This is a genomic window from Streptococcus timonensis (genome assembly GCF_047463455.1).
In the GTDB taxonomy this organism is placed as follows: domain Bacteria; phylum Bacillota; class Bacilli; order Lactobacillales; family Streptococcaceae; genus Streptococcus; species Streptococcus timonensis_B.
In genome coordinates this window covers 240,978-266,386 of sequence record NZ_JASHDV010000002.1, presented here as the reverse complement: position 1 = coordinate 266,386, position 25,409 = coordinate 240,978, and the positions used below count along the sequence as shown (strand labels likewise).

Below are 25,409 nucleotides of genomic sequence, written 5' to 3'. Positions count from 1 at the left end.
AAGGAGTAATCCTTCAAGGTTTTAAAATCCAGTTACTGTTACACCTAACAATCGGATAGCCTTGTCTTTTTCAACAAGAGATTCATAAAGTTGGATAGCAGTCTGTGCGATGTCGTCTGTGTTTTGTGTTACTTCTTTAAGGGTTCTTCTTTTTGTAATAGTGGAGAAATCAGCATATCTGATTTTAAGAATTATAATTTTACCAGATTTTTTATGTTTTTGAAGATTGAGAGCTACTTTATTAGATAGAAGAGTTAGCTCTTTTTTTATATCTTCCTCCAAACGAAGTAATTTTCCATAAGTTTTTTCTTTACCAATGGATTTGCGAATTCGATTGGGTTTGACAGCTGAATTGTGGATACCACGTGCCTTTCGATAAAGATCAAAGCCTAATCTGCCAAAGTGATCAATAAGAGTAGTTTCAGGAATTTTTTGGAGGTCAGCTCCTGTAAAAACATTCATACTATGAAGTTTTTCAACTGTTTTTCGACCAACACCGTGAAACTTGGCAACATCCATTTGTTTGAGGAAATCTTCTGCATGATCAGGAAGAATGACAGTTAAACCCTGTGGTTTTTGAAAATCACTAGCCATTTTAGCTAAAAATTTGTTATAAGAAACGCCGGCAGAAGCAGTGAGATGAAGTTCTTGCCAGATATCGTTTTGGATTAGACGAGCTATTTTGACAGCAGAGCGGATTCCTAATTTATTTTCTGTTACGTCAAGATAGGCTTCGTCAATGCTCATAGGTTCAATTAAATCAGTATAGCGTAGAAAGATTTCTCGAATTTGCTGCCCTACTTTAAGATATTTTTCATAATTTCCAGGAATAAAGATAGCTTGAGGGCAACGTTGGTAAGCTTCTTTTGAACTCATGGCTGAATGGATACCAAAAGCTCTTGCTTCGTAACTACAGGTTGCAACGACCCCGCGTCCACCTGTTTTTCTTGGATCACTACCGATGATAACTGGTTTTCCTTTTAATCTTGGATTATCTCTTATTTCAACTGCAGCAAAAAAAGCATCCATATCTATGTGGATAATCTTTCGAGATGTGTCATTTAAAAGTGGGAAAATAAGCATGACAACTCCTATAGTAAGCATTTTTCTTCATTCATTATACCTCTTTTTCTGAAAAAATGTAAAAGAGTGGTTTTCTTTTCAAAAATATAATACAGTTTATATAATAATAGGTGCTGTATTAGTAAAGAAACTTTAAAAAGTAGTACTTTTCTCTTGTTGAAAACGATTACCGTGTGGTATACTTAGCATATAAATGTAACAGATTCTTGTTACTAGAAAAAGAGGATATATCATGGTAGTTAAGACTGTCGTTGAAGCACAAGACATTTTTGAAAAAGCTTGGGAAGGCTTCAAAGGTGTTGATTGGAAAGAAAAAGTAAGTGTGTCTCGTTTCGTTCAAGCAAACTACACACCATATGATGGAGATGAAAGTTTCCTTGCTGGACCAACAGAACGTTCACTTCACATCAAAAAAATCGTAGAAGAAACTAAAGCACACTACGAAGAAACTCGTTTCCCAATGGATACTCGTCCAACTTCTATTGCTGATATTCCAGCTGGATTTATCGACAAAGAAAACGAATTGATCTTCGGTATCCAAAATGATGAACTCTTCAAATTGAACTTCATGCCAAAAGGTGGTATCCGTATGGCTGAAACTACTTTGAGAGAAAACGGTTATGAGCCAGATCCAGCTGTTCACGAAATTTTCACTAAATACGTTACAACAGTAAACGATGGTATCTTCCGTGCATATACTTCTAACATTCTTCGTGCTCGTCACGCCCACACTGTAACTGGTCTTCCAGACTCATACTCACGTGGACGTATCATTGGTGTGTACGCACGTCTTGCTCTTTATGGAGCTGACTTCTTGATGCAAGAAAAATTGAATGATTGGAATGCTATCAAAGAAATCGATGAAGAAACAATCCGTCTTCGTGAAGAAATCAACCTTCAATACAAAGCATTACAAGAAGTTGTTCGTTTAGGTGACCTTTACGGAGTTGACGTTCGTAAACCAGCGATGAACGTTAAAGAAGCTATCCAATGGGTAAACATTGCCTTCATGGCTGTCTGCCGTGTTATCAACGGTGCAGCTACATCTCTAGGTCGTGTGCCAATCGTCTTGGATATCTTTGCTGAACGTGACCTTGCTCGTGGTACATTTACTGAATCAGAAATCCAAGAATTTGTTGACGATTTCGTTATGAAGCTTCGTACAGTTAAATTCGGTCGTACAAAAGCTTATGACCAATTGTACTCAGGTGACCCAACCTTCATCACAACTTCTATGGCTGGTATGGGTAACGACGGTCGTCACCGTGTTACTAAGATGGACTACCGTTTCTTGAACACTTTGGACAATATCGGTAACTCTCCAGAGCCAAACTTGACAGTTCTTTGGACTGACCAATTGCCATATAGCTTCCGTCGCTACTGTATGCACATGAGCCACAAGCACTCTTCTATCCAATACGAAGGTGTAACAACAATGGCTAAAGATGGATACGGTGAAATGAGCTGTATCTCATGTTGTGTATCTCCACTTGACCCTGAAAACGAAGAACAACGTCACAATATCCAGTACTTCGGTGCTCGTGTTAACGTTCTTAAAGCTCTTCTTACTGGATTGAACGGTGGATATGACGATGTACATAAAGACTACAAAGTATTTGACATTGATCCTATTCTTGACGATGTTCTTGAATTCGAATCAGTTAAAGCTAACTTTGAAAAATCTCTTGACTGGTTGACTGACACTTACGTAGATGCTTTGAACATCATCCACTACATGACTGACAAGTACAACTACGAAGCTGTTCAAATGGCCTTCTTGCCAACTAAACAACGTGCTAACATGGGATTCGGTATCTGTGGATTCGCAAACACTGTTGACACATTGTCAGCTATCAAGTACGCTACAGTTAAACCAATCCGTGATGAAAATGGTTACATCTACGATTACGAAACAATCGGTGAATACCCACGTTGGGGTGAAGATGACCCACGTTCAAACGAATTGGCAGAATGGTTGATCGAAGCTTATACAACTCGTCTACGTAGCCACAAACTATACAAAGACGCTGAAGCTACAGTTTCACTTCTTACAATCACATCTAACGTTGCTTACTCTAAACAAACTGGTAACTCACCAGTCCACAAAGGTGTATTCCTCAACGAAGATGGTTCTGTGAACTTGTCTAAACTTGAATTCTTCTCACCAGGTGCTAACCCATCTAACAAAGCTAAAGGTGGATGGTTGCAAAACTTGAACTCACTTGCTAGCCTTGACTTTGGTTACGCAGCTGATGGTATCTCATTGACTACACAAGTATCACCACGTGCTCTTGGTAAGACTCATGATGAGCAAGTAGAAAACTTGGTAACAATCCTTGATGGTTACTTTGAAAACGGTGGACAACACGTTAACTTGAACGTTATGGACTTGAACGATGTTTACGAAAAGATTATGTCAGGTGAAGACGTAATCGTACGTATCTCAGGATACTGTGTAAATACTAAGTACCTTACTCCAGAACAAAAAACTGAATTGACACAACGTGTCTTCCACGAAGTTCTTTCTATGGATGATGCATTGAGCTAAGATTCATAAATAATAAATCAAAAACCAGTCACTTTGACTGGTTTTTTTGCTATAAAAAAATATTTGAAAAAAATTAGTCAAAATTGGTCAAATCTATTGACTATTACTGACTAAAGTGATAAACTATGAACATAAGGATAAGGAAAGTCCTTAGAAAACCTTGATTTTAAGATGATTGTATATGCTATCTTAAGATCAAAGTATGGGTAAAACCTAGAAAAGAGGTACAACCTATGGTTAACATTAGTATTTTTAGAAGTCCAATCGCAAAACCTGTATTGGATAAAGAAAAACCTGAAATTATACGTAGAGTAGCAAATAGCTAGTCTAAATTTTTTGAAACAAAGGTCAGAGAAAGTCAAATTGTTTTGACTAAGTAAATTTGAAAACAAACGAGGTATGAAATATGAATAACAACTTTAATAACTTTAACAACATGGATGATTTATTTAACCAATTGATGGGTGGTATGCGTGGATACAGTTCAGAAAATCGTCGTTACTTGATTAATGGCCGTGAAGTAACACCTGAAGAATTCGTTATTTACCGTCAAACCGGTCAACTTCCAAGCGAAGGAAGTGAACAAGCTCAATACGTTCAAGGTAAAGGTATGAAACAAGATGGGATTCTTGCAAAACTTGGACGTAACTTAACAGCAGAAGCACGTGAAGGTAAGTTAGATCCGGTTATTGGACGTAATAAGGAGATTCAAGAAACTTCTGAAATTCTTTCTCGTCGCACAAAGAATAATCCAGTTCTCGTCGGTGATGCTGGTGTTGGTAAAACTGCAGTAGTAGAAGGATTGGCCCAAGCTATCGTAAACGGTGACGTTCCTGCAGCTATCAAGAATAAAGAGATTATCTCGATTGATATTTCTGGACTTGAAGCTGGTACTCAATACCGTGGTAGCTTTGAAGAAAATATTCAAAACTTGGTAAACGAAGTCAAAGAAGCTGGAAATATTATCCTCTTCTTCGACGAAATTCACCAAATCCTTGGTGCTGGTAGCACAGGTGATGGTCAAGGGTCTAAAGGTCTTGCTGATATCTTGAAACCAGCTCTTTCACGTGGTGAATTGACAGTGATTGGTGCAACTACTCAAGATGAATACCGTAATACCATCTTGAAAAACGCAGCCCTTGCTCGTCGTTTCAACGAAGTGAAGGTTAATGCTCCATCTGCTGAAGATACTTTCAAGATTCTTCAAGGTATTCGAGATCTTTATCAACAACACCACAATGTTATTTTGCCAGATGAAGTCTTGAAAGCTGCCGTTGATTACTCTGTTCAATATATTCCACAACGTAGCTTGCCGGATAAGGCTATTGACCTTGTGGATGTGACAGCTGCTCACTTGGCAGCACAACATCCAGTGACAGATGTACATGCAGTTGAGCACGAAATTCAAGCGGAAAAAACTAAACAAGAAGAAGCTGCGGCTAAAGAAGATTACGAAGCAGCTCTAAATGCAAAAGTCCGTATTGAAGAGCTTGAAAAGCAAATTGCTAATCATACAGAAGATCACAAGGTTACAGCTACTGTAAATGATGTAGCTGAGTCTGTCGAACGGATGACTGGTATTCCAGTATCTCAAATGGGAGCTACGGACATCGAACGATTGAAAGATATGGGTCACCGTTTGCAAACGAAAGTTATTGGCCAAGACAAGGCTGTTGAAGCAGTAGCAAAAGCTATCCGTCGTAACCGTGCTGGTTTTGATGAAGGTAACCGTCCAATCGGTAGCTTCCTCTTTGTAGGACCTACTGGTGTTGGTAAAACTGAGTTGGCTAAACAATTGGCTCTTGATATGTTCGGTACTAAAGATGCCATTATCCGTTTGGACATGTCAGAATATAGCGACCGTACAGCCGTATCTAAATTGATTGGTACAACAGCTGGTTATGTTGGTTATGATGACAATAGCAATACTTTAACAGAACGTGTTCGCCGTAACCCATACTCAATCGTCCTTCTCGACGAAATTGAAAAGGCTGACCCTCAAGTTATCACCCTTCTCCTCCAAGTTTTGGATGATGGTCGTTTGACAGATGGTCAAGGTAACACTGTAAACTTCAAGAATACGGTGATTATCGCAACTTCAAACGCAGGCTTTGGTTACGAAGCTAACTTGACAGAAGATGCTGATAAACCAGAACTCATGGATCGATTGAAACCATACTTCCGTCCAGAATTCCTCAACCGTTTCAATGCTGTCATCGAATTCTCACACTTGAGCAAGGAAGACCTTTCTAAGATTGTTGACTTGATGTTAGCAGAAGTGAACAAAACTCTTGCGAAGAAAGATATCGACTTGACAGTGAGCGATGCTGCCAAAGAATACATGACTGAGGAAGGCTACGATGAGGTTATGGGTGTTCGTCCACTCCGTCGTGTGGTTGAACAACAAATCCGAGATAAAGTGACAGATTTCCACTTGGATAATCTTGATGCTAAACACCTAGAAGCTGACATGGAAGATGGTGTTTTGGTCATTCGTGAAAAAGCCTAAATCAAGATTTTGAAAATAAAAAAAGGAACCAGTTCAAAAGCTGGTTTCTTTTTTTATTATTAGATGACATGACGTTCAAAGGCATCGTCTGAGATTCCTTGTTGGAGAATCAATTTTGCCCATTCCTTAGCAGAAAAGAGGCTGTGATCCTTGTAGTTTCCGCAAGATTCAATGGTTGTTCCTGGGACATCTTCCCAAGTTGTTGTTTCAGCGATTTCCTTCAGCGAATCCTTGATGACAGCTGCGATTTCAGCGCTAGAATGACGTCCCCACATAATCATATGGAACCCTGTACGACAACCAAATGGGGAACAATCGATCATACCGTCGATGCGAGTACGGATTAGTTTAGCCAAGAGGTGCTCAATGGTATGAAGTCCAGCAGTAGGGATAGAGTCCTCATTTGGTTGAACCAAGCGGATATCAAAGTTAGAAATGATATCTCCTTTCGGTCCAGTCTCTTCTCCAATCAATCGGACATAAGGAGCTTTTACAATCGTATGGTCTAGTTCAAAACTTTCAACAATAACTTCTTTTGACATGGTATTTCCTTTCAACTTTCTTCTTTCATTATACCATAAAGACTTATTTTGATAAATGTTTCAAACATATTTATCGATAGATAAACTGATTATTGAGGATGCTTCAATGTATGATTTGTTAAAAAAGTTGTATTTTTTAAAAAATTCAGACAATTTTATTGACAGTTGTCATAAAAGAGATTATAATGTATAAAAAGTCAAAAAGGAGTTTATTATGAAATTTTCAAAAGTAATGGCCCTAGCAGGAGTGACTCTGTTAGCGTCAGGTGTTTTGGCAGCTTGTTCAGGTTCAGGCTCTAGTGCAAAAGGTGAGAAGACTTTTTCTTACGTTTATGAAACAGATCCAGACAGCCTCAACTATCTGACAACAGGTAAGGCTGCGGTTGCTAATATCACAAGTAATGTTGTTGACGGTTTGATGGAGAATGACCGTTACGGGAACTTCGTGCCATCTATGGCAGAAGACTGGTCAGTATCTCAAGATGGTTTGACTTACACTTATACAATCCGTAAAGATGCTAAGTGGTACACTTCTGAAGGTGAAGAGTATGCACCTGTGAAAGCTCAAGACTTTGTAACAGGTCTTAAATATGCAGCTGACAATAAGTCAGAAGCCCTTTATCTTGTTCAAGAATCCATTAAAGGTCTTGACGCTTATGTCAAAGGTGAAGTAAAAGACTTCTCAGAAGTTGGAATCAAGGCAATTGATGATCAGACGGTTCAATACACTTTGAATAAACCAGAAAGCTTCTGGAACTCTAAGACAACCATGGGTATTCTTGCACCAGTCAATGAAGAATTCCTTACTTCTAAAGGAAGTGACTTTGCCAAAGCAACTGATCCAAGCAGTATTCTTTACAACGGTCCTTTCTTGTTGAAATCATTGGTAGCAAAATCTTCAGTAGAATTTGAAAAGAATCCAAACTACTGGGATAAGGACAATGTTCATATTGATAAAGTAAAACTATCATTCTGGGATGGTCAAGATACAGGAAAACTTGCAGACACCTTTAAGGATGGCGGCTTCTCAATGGCTCGTCTCTTCCCAACAAGTGCAGGATATCCTGAACTTGAAAAAGAGTTTAAGGATAACATCGTTTATACACCACAAGATTCTGCTACTTTCTTGGTTGGGACAAATATCGACCGTCAGTCTTACAAATATACTTCTAAGACTACAGATGAGCAAAAGACATCAACTAAGAAGGCTCTTCTCAATAAAGATTTCCGTCAAGCGATTGCCTTTGGTTTTGATAGAAAAGCCTATGCATCACAAGTCAATGGAGAAAGCGGAGCAACAAAACTTCTTCGTAACTTGTTTGTACCGCCAGCTTTCGTACAAGCAGATGGTAAAAACTTTGGTGAGTTAGTCAAAGAAAAATTGGTCACTTATGGTGATGAATGGAAAGATGTCAACTTAGATGACGCCCAAGATGGATTATATAACCCAGAAAAAGCAAAAGCTGAATTAGCTAAAGCTAAGACAGCTCTCCAAGCAGACGGCGTTCAATTCCCAATTCATTTGGATATGCCAGTTGACCAAACTAATACTACAAAAGTTCAACGTGTTCAGTCATTGAAACAATCACTTGAAGCAACATTAGGAACTGACAATGTCGTTATTGATATTCAACAACTTCAAAAAGATGAAGTCTTAAATGTTACCTACTTTGCTGAAACAGCTGCTGGAGAAGATTGGGATCTCTCAGATAACGTTGGATGGTCTCCAGACTACATTGACCCATCTACTTACCTTGATATCATCAAACCATCTGTTGGTGAAAATACCAAGACTTATCTAGGATTTGATGCTGGTACAAACAACGCTGCTGCCAAACAAGTTGGTTTGGAAGATTACGAAAAGATGGTTGTTGAAGCTGGAAATGAAGACACAGATGTTTCAAAACGTTATGATAAATATGCTGCAGCCCAAGCTTGGTTGACAGATAGCGCCTTGATTATCCCAACAACTTCTCAAACTGGACGTCCAATGTTGTCTAAGATGGTACCATTCACCCTTCCATTTGCCTACTCAGGTAACAAGGGTATGAGTGAAGCCCTCTTGTACAAATACCTTGAACTTCAAGATAAACCAGTAACTGCTGATGAATATCAAAAAGCTCAAGATAAATGGAAGAAAGAAAAAGAAGAATCTAATAAAAAAGCGCAAGAAGATCTTGCTAACCATGTAAAATAAAAAAATGGAGTTAGTTATCTAACTCCATTTTTTTATATTCTAAAAGAATTTGGTTTATCGAGGATTTCTATTTATGTTCGGCTCGTTAGTATTTGCGTTGTTTGCGTTGTTTGCATTATTTGAATTATTTGAATTATTTGCATTGTTTGTTGTTTCTTGAGTCGTTTCTTGAGTTGTGTCTTCTGTAGAAACGACTGGGGCCTCAGTCACTATAGGTTGTTGGGTTGTTGGATTCGTCCAGTTATTGCGAGCGCCATTTTTAAAGACATATCCACCACTTCGATAAAGACCTTCAGGCATTGTCCAATCACCAGGGTGATCATTTTCAGCGAGATATTCCATCATTGAACGATAGATGCTACCAGCAACTCTAAATCCGTCACCAACAATTGGTGTCAATCGGTTGGAGTAACCAGTCCATACTGCCATTGAGTATTTACGTGTATAGCCGACAAACATTTCATCAGGAGCGACATATTGATCGGTTTTGATATGATTCTCAATTTCAGCATCAGTATAGTTTGATGTACCAGTTTTACCCGCTTGAGGTAACCAAGAAATGTAAGCACCAGTACCGGTTCCATAATATAGTACTGTTTTCATCATCTCGGTCATCATATAAGCTGTTGTTTCTTTCATAGCACGAGTTCCAGGAGCGGAGAATTCCTTAGAACTTCCGTCACTGAATACTACTTTGTTGATGTACATTGGCTTATAATAAGTACCACCATTCGCAAATGCGGCATAAGCTGCAGCCATTTTTTCACTGCTTGCTCCATACTGCTTACCTGTTTCAGTCGTATTACTTGAGATGGCGTTAACGTAAAGCATAGTTGGATAATCAATACCAAGACCATTTAAGAATGTTTTAGCTCTATCAAGGCCAACCTTATCCAGTGTTTCAACGGCTGGAACATTTCGAGATTGTTGAATAGCGTATTGGAGAGTAATGTTTCCATAGTAACTTCTATCCCAGTTGAGGACAGGATCATTAGTACCTGGGAAATTATAAGGAACATCCTTCAACATATAGGCAGTAGAATCGTAAATTCCATATTCAAGTGCTGGAGCATAGTCTGTGATTGGTTTCATTGTAGAACCCCAGTCACGATTGGTTTCAACTGCTTGGTTGAGACCAAATGATACGTTACTAGCTTGGTGGCGTGAGCCAAGCTGGGCAATAACTTTCCCATTAGTAACATCTACAATAGTAGAAGCAGCTTGGAAATCATCATCAGGATATTGAACATATTCATCAGTATTATAAATATCCCATAGTTTCTTCTGAACATCTTGGTCGACGTTTGTATAGATATCCATACCTGTAGTTAAGAGGTTATAGCCAGTTTCTTGTTCAACTTGGTCAATGACTTCTTTAAGGTAATTATCTAAGTATTGAGGATAGGTGTTGCTTCCTTTAAGACTTTGTAAACCATCAGTGATAGGTGTATTGATTGCTGTCTCGTATTGCTCTGATGTGAGATAACCCTGGCGTTGCATTTCTGACAATACAAGATCTCGGCGTTGTTGCGCTTCTTCAGGGTGCGAATACGGGTCATACTGGTTCGGTGCTTGAGGCATTCCAGCAAGAAGAGCTAATTGAGGGATGGACAAGTCTTTTAAGTCTTTGCCGTAGTAATTTTGAGCAGCGGTCTGCATCCCATAGTTACCGTTTGACATATAGACTTTATTTATGTAGTAAGTTAGAATTTCTTGCTTGGTTGCAGTTCTTTCCAATTGGATAGCTAGCCAAGCTTCTTGCGCCTTACGTGCAATAGTTTGATCAGCAGTTGAAGTTGAGAAATAGGTTAATTTAATCAACTGTTGAGTCAAGGTTGAACCACCTTGAAGACCATTGCTGCGAAGATTTCTTAAGAAGGCTCCGAAAATACGGATGCTGTCAATTCCTCTGTGGTTGAAGAAACGATGGTCTTCTATAGACACAATCGCATTGACCAAATCTGTAGGGATTTCATTGCTTTGAGCATTTACTCGACGTTCAGCACCTAAGTCAGCTACAAGTTCATTTTTATTGTCATAAATTTTACTTGAAGTTGTTGCAACTAGCTTGGTTTCGGAAAGTTCAGGAGCTTGCACTGCGTAAAAGAGAAAGATACTTCCGCCGATTAGTACTATTGTGAGAAAGATTGTTAAAAATCCAATCCCTAAGTACTTAGCTATGCGCAGGAAAAATTGTTTGTTCATATTGTTTTACCACCTAGTAAATGTTGTTTGACGATATCGAGATAGGGAATTTGAGGAAAAGCATGCTGTTCAATCACATACCCGTGCTCTCGTATATAATCAAGCGGCATTGATTTTTTCCCATTATCCTGCTGATAAAAGTGTATGAGATCAATCGCCGGTAATAAATACGTTTCTTGATAAGAAGAAAAATGAAGTAAGACAAAGCAAATTCCTTTTTGTTTAAGAACTTGTTCCATATGTTGGATTTGATGAGCGTGGAAGTTCTTCATAGGGAGGGCAGTTTTTTGCCTCGTTTCTTTAGCTTCAAAATCGATGTAAAATCCTTCATAAACTCCTGAGTAGTCAGTTGTAGATGCTTGTCTAAAGTAAGCTTCAACAATTTTTGCTCGACTTCTCTGGGGGTAATCAACACGAACAATTTGGATGGGCGTTGGTTTTTTGTGAATTACGGCCACTCCATGGGTTAAGTAATAGTCGTTCGTTGAGTTAATCATCTTTTCAAAACTCATACCCCGATTCGCGAAATTTTTGGTCTGTGATGGGGTTAATTGTTTTTTATTTGATGAAATTTTATGTGGATAGTTGACCATAGTTCTCCTTATTGGTACAATAACATCACTCTATTATACCATAAAAGTATTCGGAAAGGATTAAAAAATGCATACAGCCTTGATAATTGGCTATTCTGCCTTTGATTTAGGAATATTTAATGATAAGGATATTCGATTAAAAATTATCAAAAAAGCTATACGAAATGATTTGGAAAAGCTTGCTGAGGAAGGTCTAAGATGGCTGGTCTTCACTGGAAGTTTAGGCTTTGAATATTGGGTCTTAGAGGTAGCTAAGGAAATGAAAGAGGATTATGGATTTCAGCTTGCGACAATCTTTGATTTTGAAACACATGGTACAAATTGGAACGAAGCTAATCAGATCAAACTTACTGCATTTAAACAAGTAGATTTTGTCAAATATGCCTATCCTAAGTATGAACATAAGGGACAACTTCGGGATTATCAATTATTTTTGTTAGAAAATACGGACGGTGCCTACCTTTTTTATGATGAAGAAAACGAAACGAAGCTTAAGTTTTTTTACGAATTGATGAACAAGAAAGACAGATATGTTACAAAAAAATTAACATTTGACGTATTAAACGAAATAGCTGAAAATTTTTCCGAAAAATGAGCCTTTGACCTTGCTTTTTGATTGCTTTTTTTTATATAATAATACTAGTAACTGAGAATGGAGAGAGACATGTCGAGTATTGTTTTTACAGCAAAAGATATTTTTGAACAGGATTTTGGAAGAGAAGTAAGAGGCTATAGCAAGGTAGAGGTTGATGAGTTTTTAGATGATGTTATTAAAGACTATGAAACTTATGCTGCTTTGGTCAAGTCTTTACGTTTAGAAATTGCTGAACTAAAAGAAGAATTGTTGAAAAAAAATCAAGTGGCGCCAACGCAATCAGATTCTCTTGAATTGGGTAGCACTACTTCAATGACAAACTTTGATATCTTAAAACGCTTGAATCGTCTTGAAAAAGAGGTCTTCGGTAAACAAATAGTGGATAATTCAGAAGCTTAAGAATCATCCAGTTGTGCAATTTTTGGATAATCGCGTGGAGAAACTATTTTTCCATGAGGAAAGTCCATGCTAGCACAGGCTGTGATGCCTGTAGTGTTTGTGCTAGGCGAAACAATAAGCCTAGGGACGAGAAATCGTTACGGCGAGTGAATAGACTAAGTTTTCGAATATGTTTTAGTAGCTCTGAAAGTGCCACAGTGACGAAGTCTTCTTGGAAACAGGAAGAGTGGAACGCGGTAAACCCCTCAAGCTAGCAACCCAAATTTTGGTCGGGGCATGGAGTACGCGGAAACGAACGTAGTACTCTGACTGCTATCTGTAGATACAGCTAGTGGTAGACAGATGATTATCGAAGGAAATGATCCTAGTCATTTCTGGAACAAAACATGGCTTATAGAAAATTGCATATAGGTTGGGGCTGAGAAATGTTTCTCAACCTCATTTTTTAAAGTGAACAAGAGAAAGGTCTTTAAAGACTGACATGAAACAAACATTTTTTTTAGTCGCGACTGCAGCAGCAGGCTTAGAAGCTGTTGTGGGTCGTGAAGTACGAGAACTAGGCTATGATTGCCAAGTTGAAAATGGTCGAGTTCGCTTTGAAGGAGATGTAAAGGCAATTATTGAAACCAATTTGTGGCTGAGAGCTGCAGATAGAATTAAGATAATTGTTGGAACATTTCCGGCGAAAACCTTTGAAGAGCTCTTCCAAGGAGTTTTTGCACTCGACTGGGAAAACTATCTTCCACTAGGGGCGCGTTTTCCAATTTCAAAAGCAAAATGTGTCAAGTCAAAACTTCATAATGAACCCAGTGTACAAGCTATTTCTAAAAAAGCAGTTGTGAAGAAGTTGCAAAAACATTACGCTCGTCCAGAAGGTGTTCCATTGATGGAGAATGGTCCAGAGTTTAAAATCGAGGTTTCAATTCTTAAAGATGTAGCGACGGTCATGATTGATACAACAGGCTCTAGTCTTTTCAAACGTGGCTACCGTACGGAAAAAGGTGGGGCTCCAATCAAAGAGAACATGGCAGCGGCGATTTTACAATTATCAAATTGGTACTCTGATAAACCACTGATTGATCCAACCTGTGGTTCAGGTACTTTCTGTATTGAAGCAGCTATGATTGCTCGTAATATGGCGCCAGGCTTACGCCGTTCCTTTGCTTTCGAAGAATGGAATTGGGTTAGTGATCGTTTGATTCAGGAGATTCGTACGGAAGCTAGCAAGAAGATTAATCATGAGATTGAGCTAGACATCATGGGCTGTGATATCGATGGCCGCATGGTGGAAATTGCTAAGGCAAATGCTCAGGCTGCGGGGGTTTCTAAGGATATCCACTTTAAGCAGATGCGCGTGCAGGATTTGCGAACAGATAAGATTAATGGAGTTATTATTTCGAATCCACCATATGGGGAACGCTTATCAGATGATGAAGGAGTAACAAAGCTCTATGCAGAGATGGGAGAGGTATTTGCTCCACTCAAAACTTGGAGTAAATTTATCCTGACCAGTGATGAAGCTTTTGAAAGTAAATATGGTAGTCAGGCAGATAAAAAACGGAAACTATATAACGGTACTCTTAAGGTTGATTTGTATCAATATTTTGGGCAACGCGTAAAAAGACAAGACGTAGCAGCAGAAAGGGATTAAAATGAGTAAGAAAAAACATCATCACCATAAAAATGTAAATCGTGAATCACAACTCGATTTTGAAGAGGCAAAAGATTTAACAGTTGGTCAAGTTATTCGTAAAAAAGAAGAGGTAGAAGCTGGCGTAACTCCAGATGATACTATTCTCGATAAATATATCAAACAGCATCGTGATGAAATTGAAGCTGATAAATTTGAAAATTTGCAAGCTAAGCAAGAGGAAACTACTCAAAGTTTGGATGATTTGATTCAAGAAGTCCGAGAAAATATTAAGGATGAGGAAACAGACAAGGTTTCAGAGGAAGATTTAACTGAAACAACTGAAATTCCTGTAGTTGAATCTGCTCCTGCAGTTGAAGAACTAGAAAATCCAGCTTTTGAAGATGATTCTGAAACAGTTGCAGTAGCAACAAATCCTGAACCTGTGCTTTCAGAGGAGAATGAAGAAGCTGTACTTTTGTCTCGTTCTGCCCAAAGTAGCGAGAAGCCAAAAAGTAAAAAGAAATGGGTGATTTTGAGTATTCTTGCCTGTCTATTCTTGCTCATTCTCGGAAGTGGCTACTATATCTACAAACAAATCGCACGCTCATCTCAGGAGATTCAATCTCAATCTGCAGAAACTGGATTGGTAAGCAACCAAGCTGTTTTAGATCAATTCAACACTCTATACGATACTTTCTATACTGACGAAAATAAAACTGCTTTAAAAAATAGCCAATTTAGCCAATTAAGTCAGCTGAAAGATCTCTTAGGGAAACTTGAAGGAGCAAGAGAATATTCTCTTGTAAAATCAAAATATGACAGCCTTGAAACTCAAATTAAAGCAATTAAAGATATAAATGCTCAGTTTGAAACACCAGTTATTACAGATGGAGTTTTGGACACAAATGCAAAAGTTAAATCTGATGCTAAATTCACTGAAGTCAAAACTGGAAATACAGAAATTGACAAACTGTTAGACAAAGCTATTAGTTTAGGTAAGAGTCAACAAGCAAGTACAGAAACTACAACAGTTAGCGAAGCAAGTACAGCAAGTCAAACTGAATCAACTCCATCTACAGAAGCACGTGAAACAGCTTCTAGCAATAATGCTGCTAATAGTGGATTGTCAAGCGAAGGTGTGAACTTGCAGAGAAGTGTGAGTCGTGTTCCATTCAACCAGTCGGCCATTAGTGATAGTGGTAATCCAGCTTGGGAGTTTAACGATGGTGTCCTTGAACAAATCCTTGCTACTTCACGAGCACGTGGCTATATTACTGGAAATCAATATATCCTAGAACGTGTTAATATTGTTAATGGTAATGGCTATTACAACCTATACAGACCTGACGGCACCTATCTCTTTACTCTTAACTGTAAAACAGGGTACTTTGTAGGAAATGGTTCTGGTCACGCTAACGACCTTGACTACTAGGAGACTAGTTATCAAATTCTTTCTTTTAGAATTGAAACATGATAAAATAAATAAATCAAACAATAGGAGAGTCACATGACAAAAGCAAACTTTGGTGTTGTTGGTATGGCCGTAATGGGTCGTAACCTTGCCCTTAATATTGAATCTCGTGGATATACAGTTGCTATCTATAACCGTAGTAAAGAAAAAACAGAAGATGTTGTTGCTTGCCATCCTGAAAAGAACTTTGTGCCAAGCTATGATATCGAAAGCTTCGTAAACTCAATTGAAAAACCACGTCGTATCATGCTCATGGTTCAAGCAGGACCTGGTACAGACGCAACCATCCAAGCCCTTCTTCCACACTTGGATAAAGGTGATATCTTGATTGACGGAGGAAACACGTTCTACAAAGATACTATCCGTCGTAATGAAGAATTGGCGAACTCTGGTATTAACTTTATCGGTACTGGTGTCTCTGGTGGTGAAAAAGGTGCCCTTGAAGGTCCTTCTATCATGCCTGGTGGGCAAAAAGAAGCTTATGAATTGGTAGCAGATGTTCTTGAAGAAATCTCTGCAAAAGCACCAGAAGATGGGAAACCATGTGTGACATACATCGGTCCTGATGGAGCTGGTCATTACGTGAAAATGGTCCACAACGGTATCGAGTACGGTGATATGCAATTGATCGCAGAAAGCTATGATCTCATGCAACACTTGCTTGGCCTTTCAGCTCAAGATATGGCTGAAATCTTTACTGAGTGGAACAAGGGCGAATTGGACAGCTACTTGATTGAAATCACTGCTGATATTCTTGGCCGTAAAGATGATGAAGGTCAAGACGGTCCAATTGTAGACTATATCTTAGATGCTGCAGGAAATAAGGGAACTGGTAAATGGACTAGCCAATCAGCGCTTGACCTTGGTGTACCATTGTCACTCATTACTGAGTCCGTATTTGCTCGTTACATCTCTACTTACAAAGAAGAGCGTGTACACGCTAGCAAGGTGCTTCCAAAACCAGCTGCTTTCAAATTTGAAGGAGACAAGGCTGAGTTGATCGAAAAGATCCGCCAAGCCCTTTACTTCTCAAAAATCATCTCTTACGCACAAGGTTTTGCGCAATTGCGTGTAGCTTCTAAAGAAAATAACTGGAACTTGCCATTTGCAGATATCGCATCTATCTGGCGCGATGGATGTATCATCCGTTCTCGTTTCTTGCAAAAGATTACAGATGCTTACAACCGTGATGCAGATCTTGCTAACCTTCTTTTGGATGAGTACTTCTTGGATGTAACTGCGAAATACCAACAATCTGTTCGTGATATCGTAGCTCTTGCTGTTCAAGCAGGTGTACCAGTACCTACTTTCTCAGCAGCCATCACTTACTTTGATAGCTACCGTTCAGCTGACCTTCCAGCAAACTTGATTCAAGCGCAACGTGACTACTTTGGTGCTCACACATACCAACGTAAAGATAAAGAAGGTACTTTCCACTATTCTTGGTACGACGAAAAATAAGTAGGCCAAACTATGGGGAAACGGATTTTATTACTTGAAAAAGAAAAAAGTCTAGCTCATTTTTTAAGTTTAGAACTCCAAAAAGAGCATTACCGAGTTGATTTGGCAGAAAAAGGGCAAAAAGCTCTTTCCATGGCTCTTCAAACAGATTATGATTTGATTTTATTAAATGTTAATCTGGGAGATATGACAGCGCAGGAATTTGCAGACAAATTAAGTCTAACAAAGCCCGCATCTGTCATCATGGTTCTAGATCACGTAGAAGAATTGCAGGATGTGCTAGAAGTTGTTCAGCGGTTTGCAGTTTCATACATCTATAAACCAGTAATTATAGAAAATTTGGTAGAGCGAATTTCAGCTATTTTCCGTGGCCGTGATTTTATCGACCAACATTGTGGTCAAATGAAGATACCAACCAGCTATCGTAATCTTAGGATAGATGTTGCCAATCATACAGTTTATCGTGGAGATGAGTTGATTGCTCTCACACGTCGAGAATACGATCTTCTAGCTACGCTTATGGGAAGTAAAAAAGTATTGACTCGTGAGCAATTACTGGAAAGTGTCTGGAAGTATGAAAGTGCTACAGAAACCAATATTGTAGATGTTTATATCCGATATCTACGTAGTAAAATTGATGTGGAAGGCCAAAAAAGCTATATCAAAACAGTTCGTGGTGTAGGTTATACCATGCAGGAATAGAAAAACAGTTGCAGGAATGCAACTGTTTTTTTGGGGATTCTATATATATTGACATATAGTTTGGTCTTTGCTACAATCATTTTGGAGGATAAAAGAATGAAATTTTTGAAAAAAATAATGCAAGTTGGACTAGCAGTTTTTTTCTTTAGTCTATTAGCAACTAGTACAGTATTAGCAGATGACACTGATTCGGAAGGCTGGCAATTTGTCCAAGAGAATGGTAGAACCTACTACAAGAAGGGTGACATCAAAGAAACGACTTGGCGAGTGATTGATGGCAAGTACTATTATTTTGATCATGTATCGGGAGAGATGGTTGTCGGCTGGCAATATATCCCGTTTCCATCTAAAGGAAGTACCATTGGTCCCTATCCTAATGATATGAGGTTGGAATTTATGCCAATGCCAAGATGGTACTACTTTAATCAAGATGGGGTACTACAAGAATTTGTTGGTAAGCAAGTTTTAGAGGCAAAAACTGCTTCAAATACCAACAAACATCATGGGGAACAATATGATAGCCCAGCAGAGAAACGAGTCTATTATTTTGAAGATCATCGTAGTTATCACACTTTAAAAACTGGTTGGGTTTATGACGAGGGGCACTGGTATTATTTACTGAAGGCCGGTGGCTTTGATGCTCGTATCGACAGTTTAACGGTTGGGGAGCTAGTGCGTGGTTGGACAAATGATAACTCAACTTGGTACTATCTAGATCCAACAACTGCTACAATGCAAACTGGTTGGCAATATCTTGGTAGAAAATGGTACTACCTTCGTTCATCAGGAGCTATGGCAACTGGCTGGTACCAAGAAGGTTCCACTTGGTATTATCTTGATGCTGAAAATGGGGATATGAAGACAGGTTGGGCTTCTATCAATGGCGATTGGTACTATCTTCGTTCATCAGGAGCTATGGTGACAGGTTGGCTTCAAGATGGCTCAACTTGGTATTATCTCAATGCAAGCAATGGCGATATGAAGACAGGCTGGTTCCAAGTTAATGGTAAATGGTACTATGCCTATAGTTCAGGTACCCTAGCTGTGAATACTACAGTAGGAGGCTACTACGTCAACTATAATGGCGAGTGGGTCCAGTAATGAAAACAAGCGATTGTGAAGGAAACAATCGCTTTTTTTGTGAAAATATAATAAAATAGAAAGGAATAAAGTTCTAAAATTTTATCTAGAAAAAGACGCTTTTCGTCTGTTAGAAGGATTAAATGACAAAAGAAGTTGGTGTCGGTCAGGCACATAGTAAAATTATTTTAATAGGAGAGCATGCAGTGGTTTATGGTTACCCGGCCATCTCTTTGCCTCTTTTAGAGGTTGAAGTGACTTGTCGGGTGATTCAAGCAGCGACACCATGGCGTCTGTTTGAAGAGGACACCTTGTCCATGGCTGTTTATGCCTCCCTTGAGTATCTAAATATACAGGATGCTTGCATTCGTTGTCAAATTGACTCGGCTATTCCAGAAAAACGGGGGATGGGATCTTCAGCAGCCATAAGTATTGCGGCCATTCGAGCGGTATTTGATTATTACCAGACAGAACTTCCGCATGATGTTTTAGAAATTTTGGTCAATCGGGCGGAGATGATTGCCCATATGAATCCTAGTGGATTGGATGCTAAGACTTGCCTAAGTGACCAGCCTATTCGTTTTATCAAAAATGTAGGTTTTGAAGAATTAGCCATGGATTTGTCAGCTTATCTGATCATTGCAGATACAGGAGTCTATGGACACACTCGTGAAGCTATCCAAGTTGTAGAGAGCAAGGGTAAGGAAGCTTTACCTTTCTTGTATGCACTTGGAGAGTTGACCCAGCAAGCAGAAGAAGCAATAAAGGCAAAAGATGCCGTGAAGCTGGGAGAGATTTTAACAAAAGCACATGGAAATCTAAAAGAAATAGGAGTTAGTAGCCTTGAAGCGGATGCCTTGGTTGAAACTGCTCTCGAACATGGAGCTTTAGGTGCCAAGATGAGTGGTGGTGGTTTAGGAGGCTGCATTATCGCCTTGGTTGCTAATGTAAACCGAGCGCAAGAACTAGCAGAAAGATTAGAAGAGAAAGGAGCTGTTCAGACATGGATCGAAAGCCTGTAACAGTACGTTCCTATGCCAATATTGCCATTATCAAATATTGGGGAAAGAAAGCAGAAAAAGAGATGGTTCCTGCAACTAGCAGTATCTCTCTAACCTTAGAAAATATGTATACGGAGACGACACTTTCTCCTTTACCAGCAGATGCAAAGGCGGATGCCTTTTACATCAATGGTCAGTTACAAAATGAAGCTGAACATAAAAAGATGAGTAAAATTATTGATCGCTACCGTCCTGAAGGAGCAGGTTTTGTTCGTATCGATACCAAGAACAATATGCCAACAGCGGCAGGTCTTTCTTCAAGTTCCAGTGGTTTGTCTGCCCTGGTAAAAGCTTGCAATGCCTATTTCCAATTAGGACTAAATCGTAAAGATTTGGCTTTGGAAGCTAAGTTTGCATCGGGCTCTTCATCTCGTAGTTTTTATGGTCCCTTAGCAGCTTGGGATAAGGATAGTGGAGAAATCTATCCTGTCGAGACTGAATTGAAACTCGCTATGATTATGTTGGTCTTGGAAGATCAAAAAAAACCAATCTCTAGTCGAGATGGGATGAAACTCTGTGTGGAAACTTCGACGACTTTTGAAGAGTGGATTCGTCAATCTGAACAAGACTACGAGGACATGTTGGTCTATCTCAAGGAAAACGACTTTAAAAAAGTTGGGGAATTAACAGAGAAGAATGCTCTAGCTATGCATGCGACGACAAAGACCGCAACTCCATCCTTCTCATATCTGACAGATGCTAGTTATGAGGCTATGGATTTCGTTCGTCAGCTACGTAAACAAGGTGAATCTTGCTACTTTACCATGGATGCGGGCCCTAATGTCAAGGTTCTTTGCTTGGAAGAGGACTTGGAACATCTATCAGAACTCTTAGGTCAGCGCTATCGCTTAATCGTTTCAAAGACAAAGGACTTGGGCCAAGATGACGATTGTTAAAACTTGTGGGAAGCTCTATTGGGCTGGGGAGTATGCCATTTTAGAACCAGGACAGTTGGCGCTAATAAAGGCTATTCCCATCTATATGACGGCTGAGATTAAAGCGTCTGATGATTATCGACTCTACTCAGATATGTTTACATATAGTGTAGACATGCGACCGGATTCTTCTTATGCTTTGATTCAAGAAACAGTTGCCTTGGTGGAGGAGTATCTAACTGCCCAAGGAGGTGACTTGCGTCCTTTTTCCATAGACATTCGTGGGAAAATGGAGCGTGAAGGCAAGAAGTTTGGACTGGGTTCTAGTGGTAGCGTCGTTGTCTTGGTCATCAAGGCTATGCTCGCTTTCTATGAAAGACCAGCTGAAAGAGACCTCTTATTTAAACTGGCTAGTGCTGTACTTCTTAAACGTGGGGACAATGGTTCTATGGGAGATATTGCCTGTATCGCTTCAGAAGACCTAGTCCTCTATCAGTCGTTTAATCGAGAAACAGTAGCACAATGGTTAGACAAAGAAGACTTGCCAACTGTATTAGCACGTGACTGGGGCCTTTCTATTAGGAGTGTTGAACCGGCCTTGAAATTTGATTTTCTGGTGGGTTGGACCAAGGAAGTGGCTGTCTCTAGTCACATGGTCAAGCAAATCAAGAATAATATGAACACTAGCTTTTTAAAGGCTTCGAAAGAAACTGTGAGCTCTTTGGTAAAGACTTTGGAGGCAGGTCAAGAAGAAACCATTATTGACTTGCTAGAACAAGCCAGCCAACTTTTAGAAGGCTTGAGTTCAGATATTTACACACCTTCGCTCAGACAATTAAAAGATGCCAGTCGAGACTTGAAAGCTGTCGCTAAAAGTAGTGGAGCTGGTGGTGGAGACTGTGGGATAGCCCTCAGTTTTGACCAAGATTCGACTACATTACTGAAAAAACGATGGGCTGATCTAGGGATTGAGCTCTTATATCAAGAAAGGATAGGAGATGACGATAAATCGGAAGGATGAGCATATCCGCTATGCCCTTGAACAAAAAAGTTCTTATAATAGTTTTGATGAGGTGGAGTTAATCCACTCCTCACTACCCTTATATGACTTAGATGAGATTGATCTTTCGACAGAATTTGCAGGGCGCAAATGGGAGTTTCCTTTTTATATTAACGCCATGACAGGTGGGAGTGATCGGGGCAGAGAAATCAATCAAAAATTGGCTCAGGTGGCTGAGGCCTGTGGAATTTTATTTGTGACAGGTTCCTACAGTGCGGCACTTAAGGATCCATCGGATGACTCTTTCTCTGTCAAGTCAAATCACCCAGACCTCCTCTTTGGAACCAATATTGGCTTAGACAAGCCTGTTGAATTGGGGATACAAACGGTAAAAGAGATGAATCCTCTTCTCTTGCAAGTTCATGTGAATGTTATGCAGGAATTGCTCATGCCAGAAGGTGAGCGTCAATTTAGATTGTGGCAAAGCAATCTGAAAGATTATGCTGATCAAATCTCTGTTCCCCTTGTTTTAAAAGAGGTCGGCTTTGGCATGGATGTGAAGACCATTGCTAAGGCATACGAGATAGGCATACGTACGGTTGATTTGTCTGGCCGTGGAGGAACTAGCTTTGCCTATATCGAAAATCGTCGTAGTGGTCAACGGGACTACCTCAATGATTGGGGGCAATCAACCATGCAAGCCCTTCTAAATGCCCAAGACTGGAAAGATAGGATGGAGCTTTTGGTTAGTGGAGGAGTGCGCAATCCACTAGACATTATCAAGTGTTTAGTATTTGGAGCAAAGGCGGTTGGTCTATCACGTACCATGTTAGAGCTGGTTGAGAATTACTCAGTAGATGTCGTTATCGCTATTGTTGAAGGTTGGAAGGAAGACCTACGCTTGATTATGTGTGCCCTTAATTGTAAAAGAATTGAGGATTTACAAGAGGTCGACTATCTCTTATATGGAAAATTAAAAGAAGCAAAAGATCAAATGAAAAAGGCGTAATCAACGCCTTTTTTCCATCTTCAGACTGATGTGACTTTTGGGATTTGTGATAAAATAAAATGGAGAGGATGGATACATGAGAAAATTTCAAATTTTTCTATTTATTGAAGCTTGTTTGCTGACAGGAGCTCTGATTATGATGCTATCAGAGCATTTTTCCCGTTTCCTACTTATTTTACTCTTGTTCTTACTTCTGATTCGATACTATACTGGCAGACAAGGCAATAATTTCTTTTTGGTAGCCGTAACCATCCTATTTTTCTTTATAATTATGCTTAATCCCTTTGTCATTATGGCTATCTTTGTAGCCTTGCTATACAGCCTGTTCCTGCTTTACCCTATGATGAATCAGGAAAGAGAAGAAACCAATCTGGTCTTTGAAGATGTTGTGACGGTGAAGAGGGAGAAAAATCGCTGGTTTGGAAATCTCCACCATTTTTCAAGTTACCAGACTTGTCGCTTTGATGATATCAATCTTTTTCGTCTTATGGGGAAGGATACCATTCATCTAGAGCACGTGATATTGAGCAATCATGATAATGTCATCATCTTGAGAAAACTGGTCGGTACGACTAGAATTATCGTACCAGTGGATGTAGAAGTTAGCCTCAGTGTCAATTCTCTGTACGGAGATTTAACCTTCTTTGACCAGCCTAAACGTGCTTTACGTAATGAGCAATTTCATCAAGAAACCAGAGATTATCTCAAGAGTCCCAAGAGTGTGAAGATTCTTTTGACAACCATGGTTGGAGATGTTGAGGTGGTGAGAGGATGAAAAAGCAACCCTATATTTTAATTGGACTCACCTCATTTCTCTTTGTTGCCTTTCTATTTCGAAGCATTTTTAAGGTCTTAGATTTGGAGTGGACTTCTCTCTTCCAAGATTTAGAAAGGACAGAAAAAGTCTTATTTCTAGCTTTGATGTTTAGTCTTGCCCTTGCTTTCTTATTGATCCTATTTTGGACAATGGTTGATGAAATTTCAAGAAGAAGAATCCAAACAAATCTTAAACGTCTGCTAGCTGGTAAAGATATTAAAAGCCTTGGAGATGCTGATTTAGACGCAAGTTTTAGAAACTTATCAGGTAAGCTCGGTTTATTGACAGAAGCCATCCAAAAAGCAGACAATCAGGTTTTAGTCAAAGAAGAAGAGATAATTGAAAAGGAGCGCAAGCGAATCGCGCGTGACTTGCATGATACGGTCAGTCAAGAAATTTTTGCTGCCCATATGATTTTATCAGGACTCAGTCAACAAGCTGCAAGATTAGATAGAGAGAAGATGCAAACTCAGCTTCAGAGTGTGACTGCTATTTTAGAAACAGCTCAAAGAGATTTGCGTATTCTACTCTTACATTTGCGACCGATAGAACTGGAACAAAAGAGTCTGGTTGAGGGGATTCAGTTGCTTCTTAAAGAATTGGAAGAAAAAAGTGAACTCAAAGTCAGCTTTAAATATGAGGTAGATGAATTACCTAAAAAGATTGAGGAACATATCTTTCGTATTGTACAAGAATTGATCAGTAATACCCTTCGCCATGCTCAAGCTTCCTGTCTAGATGTTTACCTTTATCAAACTGAAACTGAATTGCAGTTGAAGGTGGCAGACAATGGTCGTGGTTTTCAGCTAGATGATGGTGACGAACTGAGCTATGGTCTGCTAAATATCAAAGAACGAGTGGAAGATATGGCAGGGAGTATACAACTATTAACAGCGCCGAAGCAGGGTTTGGCAGTGGATATTCGCATACCCTTGCTTGATTGACTAACTAACAAAAGGAAATAAAATGAAACTATTATTAGTAGATGACCACCAAATGGTGCGTCTTGGATTAAAAAGTTATTTTGAACTACAAGATGATGTAGAGGTTGTTGGAGAAGCAACTAATGGAGTCGAAGGGATTTCCATGGCTTTGGCTCTTCGCCCAGATGTGATTGTTATGGATATTGTCATGCCTGAAATGAATGGAATTGACGCAACTCTAGCTATTCTCAAAGAATGGCCGGAGGCTAAAATCCTGATTGTGTCTTCTTATCTAGACAATGAAAAAATCATGCCAGTATTGAATGCTGGGGCCAGAGGTTATATGCTCAAGACGTCAAGTGCTGATGAATTGTTTCATGCTGTTCAAAAGGTGGTAGCTGGAGAGCTAGCTATCGAACAAGAGGTGAGTAAGAAAGTAGAATACCACCGCAATCATATGGAACTTCACGAAGAATTAACTGCGCGAGAACGCGATGTCCTTCAACTGATTGCTAAGGGCTATGAAAATCAGCGCATTGCAGATGAGCTCTTTATCTCCCTTAAGACAGTCAAGACCCATGTCTCCAATATCCTAGCCAAACTTGAGGTCAGTGATCGTACCCAGGCAGCAGTTTATGCTTTTCAACATCATTTAGTGGGTTCTGATGAATTTTAGGGGACATAGGATGTAACTGAAGCATGGACG

The 25,409-nt window shown here is 39.4% G+C and carries 21 protein-coding genes and 1 other RNA gene; 18 read left to right on the top strand and 4 right to left on the bottom strand.

Going from position 1 to position 25,409, the window contains the following annotated elements; genetic code table 11:
* Window positions 1-21: 21 nt before the first annotated feature.
* Window positions 22-1,083 carry a DNA polymerase IV gene (gene dinB, locus QM847_RS04475; RefSeq protein WP_414354130.1) on the bottom strand — a complete coding sequence of 354 codons (1,062 nt, stop codon included), beginning with the start codon at window positions 1,081-1,083 and terminating at the stop codon, window positions 22-24.
* 232 nt (window positions 1,084-1,315) lie between these two features.
* On the opposite strand from dinB, the gene pflB reads away from it, so the two are divergent.
* Window positions 1,316-3,631, top strand: coding sequence for a formate C-acetyltransferase (pflB, locus tag QM847_RS04470; RefSeq protein ID WP_414354128.1), 2,316 nt, complete (start codon window positions 1,316-1,318; stop codon window positions 3,629-3,631).
* 406 nt (window positions 3,632-4,037) lie between these two features.
* Window positions 4,038-6,140, top strand: coding sequence for an ATP-dependent Clp protease ATP-binding subunit (locus QM847_RS04465; RefSeq protein WP_414354127.1), 2,103 nt, complete (start codon window positions 4,038-4,040; stop codon window positions 6,138-6,140).
* A gap of 59 nt (window positions 6,141-6,199) precedes the next feature.
* Here the strand turns inward: QM847_RS04465 and QM847_RS04460 are convergent, their stop codons facing one another.
* On the bottom strand, window positions 6,200-6,682 hold the full coding sequence (locus tag QM847_RS04460; RefSeq protein ID WP_004251981.1) for an S-ribosylhomocysteine lyase: 483 nt from the start codon (window positions 6,680-6,682) through the stop codon (window positions 6,200-6,202).
* 214 nt (window positions 6,683-6,896) lie between these two features.
* On the opposite strand from QM847_RS04460, the gene QM847_RS04455 reads away from it, so the two are divergent.
* Complete coding sequence (locus tag QM847_RS04455; RefSeq protein WP_414354125.1) at window positions 6,897-8,879, top strand: peptide ABC transporter substrate-binding protein; 1,983 nt, start codon at window positions 6,897-6,899, stop codon at window positions 8,877-8,879.
* A 54-nt stretch (window positions 8,880-8,933) separates the two neighbouring features.
* On the opposite strand, the gene pbp1a is transcribed toward QM847_RS04455, so the two are convergent.
* Window positions 8,934-11,084: a penicillin-binding protein PBP1A gene (pbp1a, locus tag QM847_RS04450; protein ID WP_414354123.1), complete on the bottom strand. Its 2,151-nt coding sequence runs from the start codon at window positions 11,082-11,084 to the stop codon at window positions 8,934-8,936.
* Window positions 11,081-11,677: a Holliday junction resolvase RecU gene (gene recU / locus QM847_RS04445; protein ID WP_414354122.1), complete on the bottom strand. Its 597-nt coding sequence runs from the start codon at window positions 11,675-11,677 to the stop codon at window positions 11,081-11,083. Before recU ends, pbp1a begins: the two co-directional genes overlap by 4 nt.
* A 67-nt stretch (window positions 11,678-11,744) precedes the next feature.
* Between recU and QM847_RS04440 the strand changes: the two genes are divergently transcribed.
* From QM847_RS04440 to QM847_RS04370, 15 genes are all read left to right on the top strand, one after another.
* A complete protein-coding gene (locus tag QM847_RS04440) occupies window positions 11,745-12,272 on the top strand; it encodes a DUF1273 domain-containing protein (RefSeq protein ID WP_414354120.1) in 528 nt (175 codons plus the stop codon).
* A gap of 69 nt (window positions 12,273-12,341) precedes the next feature.
* Window positions 12,342-12,671, top strand: a complete 330-nt coding sequence (gene gpsB, locus QM847_RS04435; protein WP_312847906.1) for a cell division regulator GpsB — start codon at window positions 12,342-12,344, stop codon at window positions 12,669-12,671.
* An 18-nt stretch (window positions 12,672-12,689) separates the two neighbouring features.
* Window positions 12,690-13,070, top strand: an RNA gene (rnpB, locus tag QM847_RS04430) — RNase P RNA component class B.
* Window positions 13,071-13,152: 82 nt separating this feature from the next.
* Window positions 13,153-14,322, top strand: a complete 1,170-nt coding sequence (locus tag QM847_RS04425) for a THUMP domain-containing class I SAM-dependent RNA methyltransferase (protein ID WP_414354119.1) — start codon at window positions 13,153-13,155, stop codon at window positions 14,320-14,322.
* Window position 14,323: 1 nt separating this feature from the next.
* The gene (mapZ, locus tag QM847_RS04420) at window positions 14,324-15,736 is read left to right on the top strand and encodes a cell division site-positioning protein MapZ (protein ID WP_414354118.1); all 1,413 of its coding nucleotides are present in this window, start codon (window positions 14,324-14,326) and stop codon (window positions 15,734-15,736) included.
* 75 nt (window positions 15,737-15,811) lie between these two features.
* A complete protein-coding gene (gndA, locus tag QM847_RS04415; protein ID WP_006151777.1) occupies window positions 15,812-17,236 on the top strand; it encodes an NADP-dependent phosphogluconate dehydrogenase in 1,425 nt (474 codons plus the stop codon).
* Window positions 17,237-17,248: 12 nt separating this feature from the next.
* Window positions 17,249-17,938, top strand: a complete 690-nt coding sequence (locus tag QM847_RS04410) for a response regulator transcription factor (protein WP_414354117.1) — start codon at window positions 17,249-17,251, stop codon at window positions 17,936-17,938.
* Between the two features lie 96 nt (window positions 17,939-18,034).
* Window positions 18,035-19,039, top strand: a complete 1,005-nt coding sequence (gene cbpF, locus QM847_RS04405) for a choline-binding protein CbpF (RefSeq protein ID WP_414354116.1) — start codon at window positions 18,035-18,037, stop codon at window positions 19,037-19,039.
* Window positions 19,040-19,161: 122 nt separating this feature from the next.
* Window positions 19,162-20,040: a mevalonate kinase gene (mvk, locus tag QM847_RS04400; RefSeq protein ID WP_414354114.1), complete on the top strand. Its 879-nt coding sequence runs from the start codon at window positions 19,162-19,164 to the stop codon at window positions 20,038-20,040.
* Window positions 20,022-20,975, top strand: a complete 954-nt coding sequence (mvaD, locus tag QM847_RS04395) for a diphosphomevalonate decarboxylase (RefSeq protein ID WP_414354112.1) — start codon at window positions 20,022-20,024, stop codon at window positions 20,973-20,975. The genes mvk and mvaD overlap by 19 nt, the downstream gene beginning before the upstream one ends.
* On the top strand, window positions 20,962-21,975 hold the full coding sequence (locus QM847_RS04390; protein ID WP_414354110.1) for a phosphomevalonate kinase: 1,014 nt from the start codon (window positions 20,962-20,964) through the stop codon (window positions 21,973-21,975). The genes mvaD and QM847_RS04390 overlap by 14 nt, the downstream gene beginning before the upstream one ends.
* Window positions 21,953-22,963, top strand: a complete 1,011-nt coding sequence (gene fni, locus QM847_RS04385) for a type 2 isopentenyl-diphosphate Delta-isomerase (protein ID WP_414354108.1) — start codon at window positions 21,953-21,955, stop codon at window positions 22,961-22,963. Before QM847_RS04390 ends, fni begins: the two co-directional genes overlap by 23 nt.
* Before the next feature lie 76 nt (window positions 22,964-23,039).
* On the top strand, window positions 23,040-23,738 hold the full coding sequence (liaF, locus tag QM847_RS04380; protein ID WP_414354106.1) for a cell wall-active antibiotics response protein LiaF: 699 nt from the start codon (window positions 23,040-23,042) through the stop codon (window positions 23,736-23,738).
* Window positions 23,735-24,724: a sensor histidine kinase gene (locus tag QM847_RS04375; protein WP_414354104.1), complete on the top strand. Its 990-nt coding sequence runs from the start codon at window positions 23,735-23,737 to the stop codon at window positions 24,722-24,724. Before liaF ends, QM847_RS04375 begins: the two co-directional genes overlap by 4 nt.
* Window positions 24,725-24,746: 22 nt before the next feature.
* Window positions 24,747-25,379 carry a response regulator gene (locus QM847_RS04370; RefSeq protein ID WP_414354103.1) on the top strand — a complete coding sequence of 211 codons (633 nt, stop codon included), beginning with the start codon at window positions 24,747-24,749 and terminating at the stop codon, window positions 25,377-25,379.
* Window positions 25,380-25,409 lie beyond the last annotated feature (30 nt).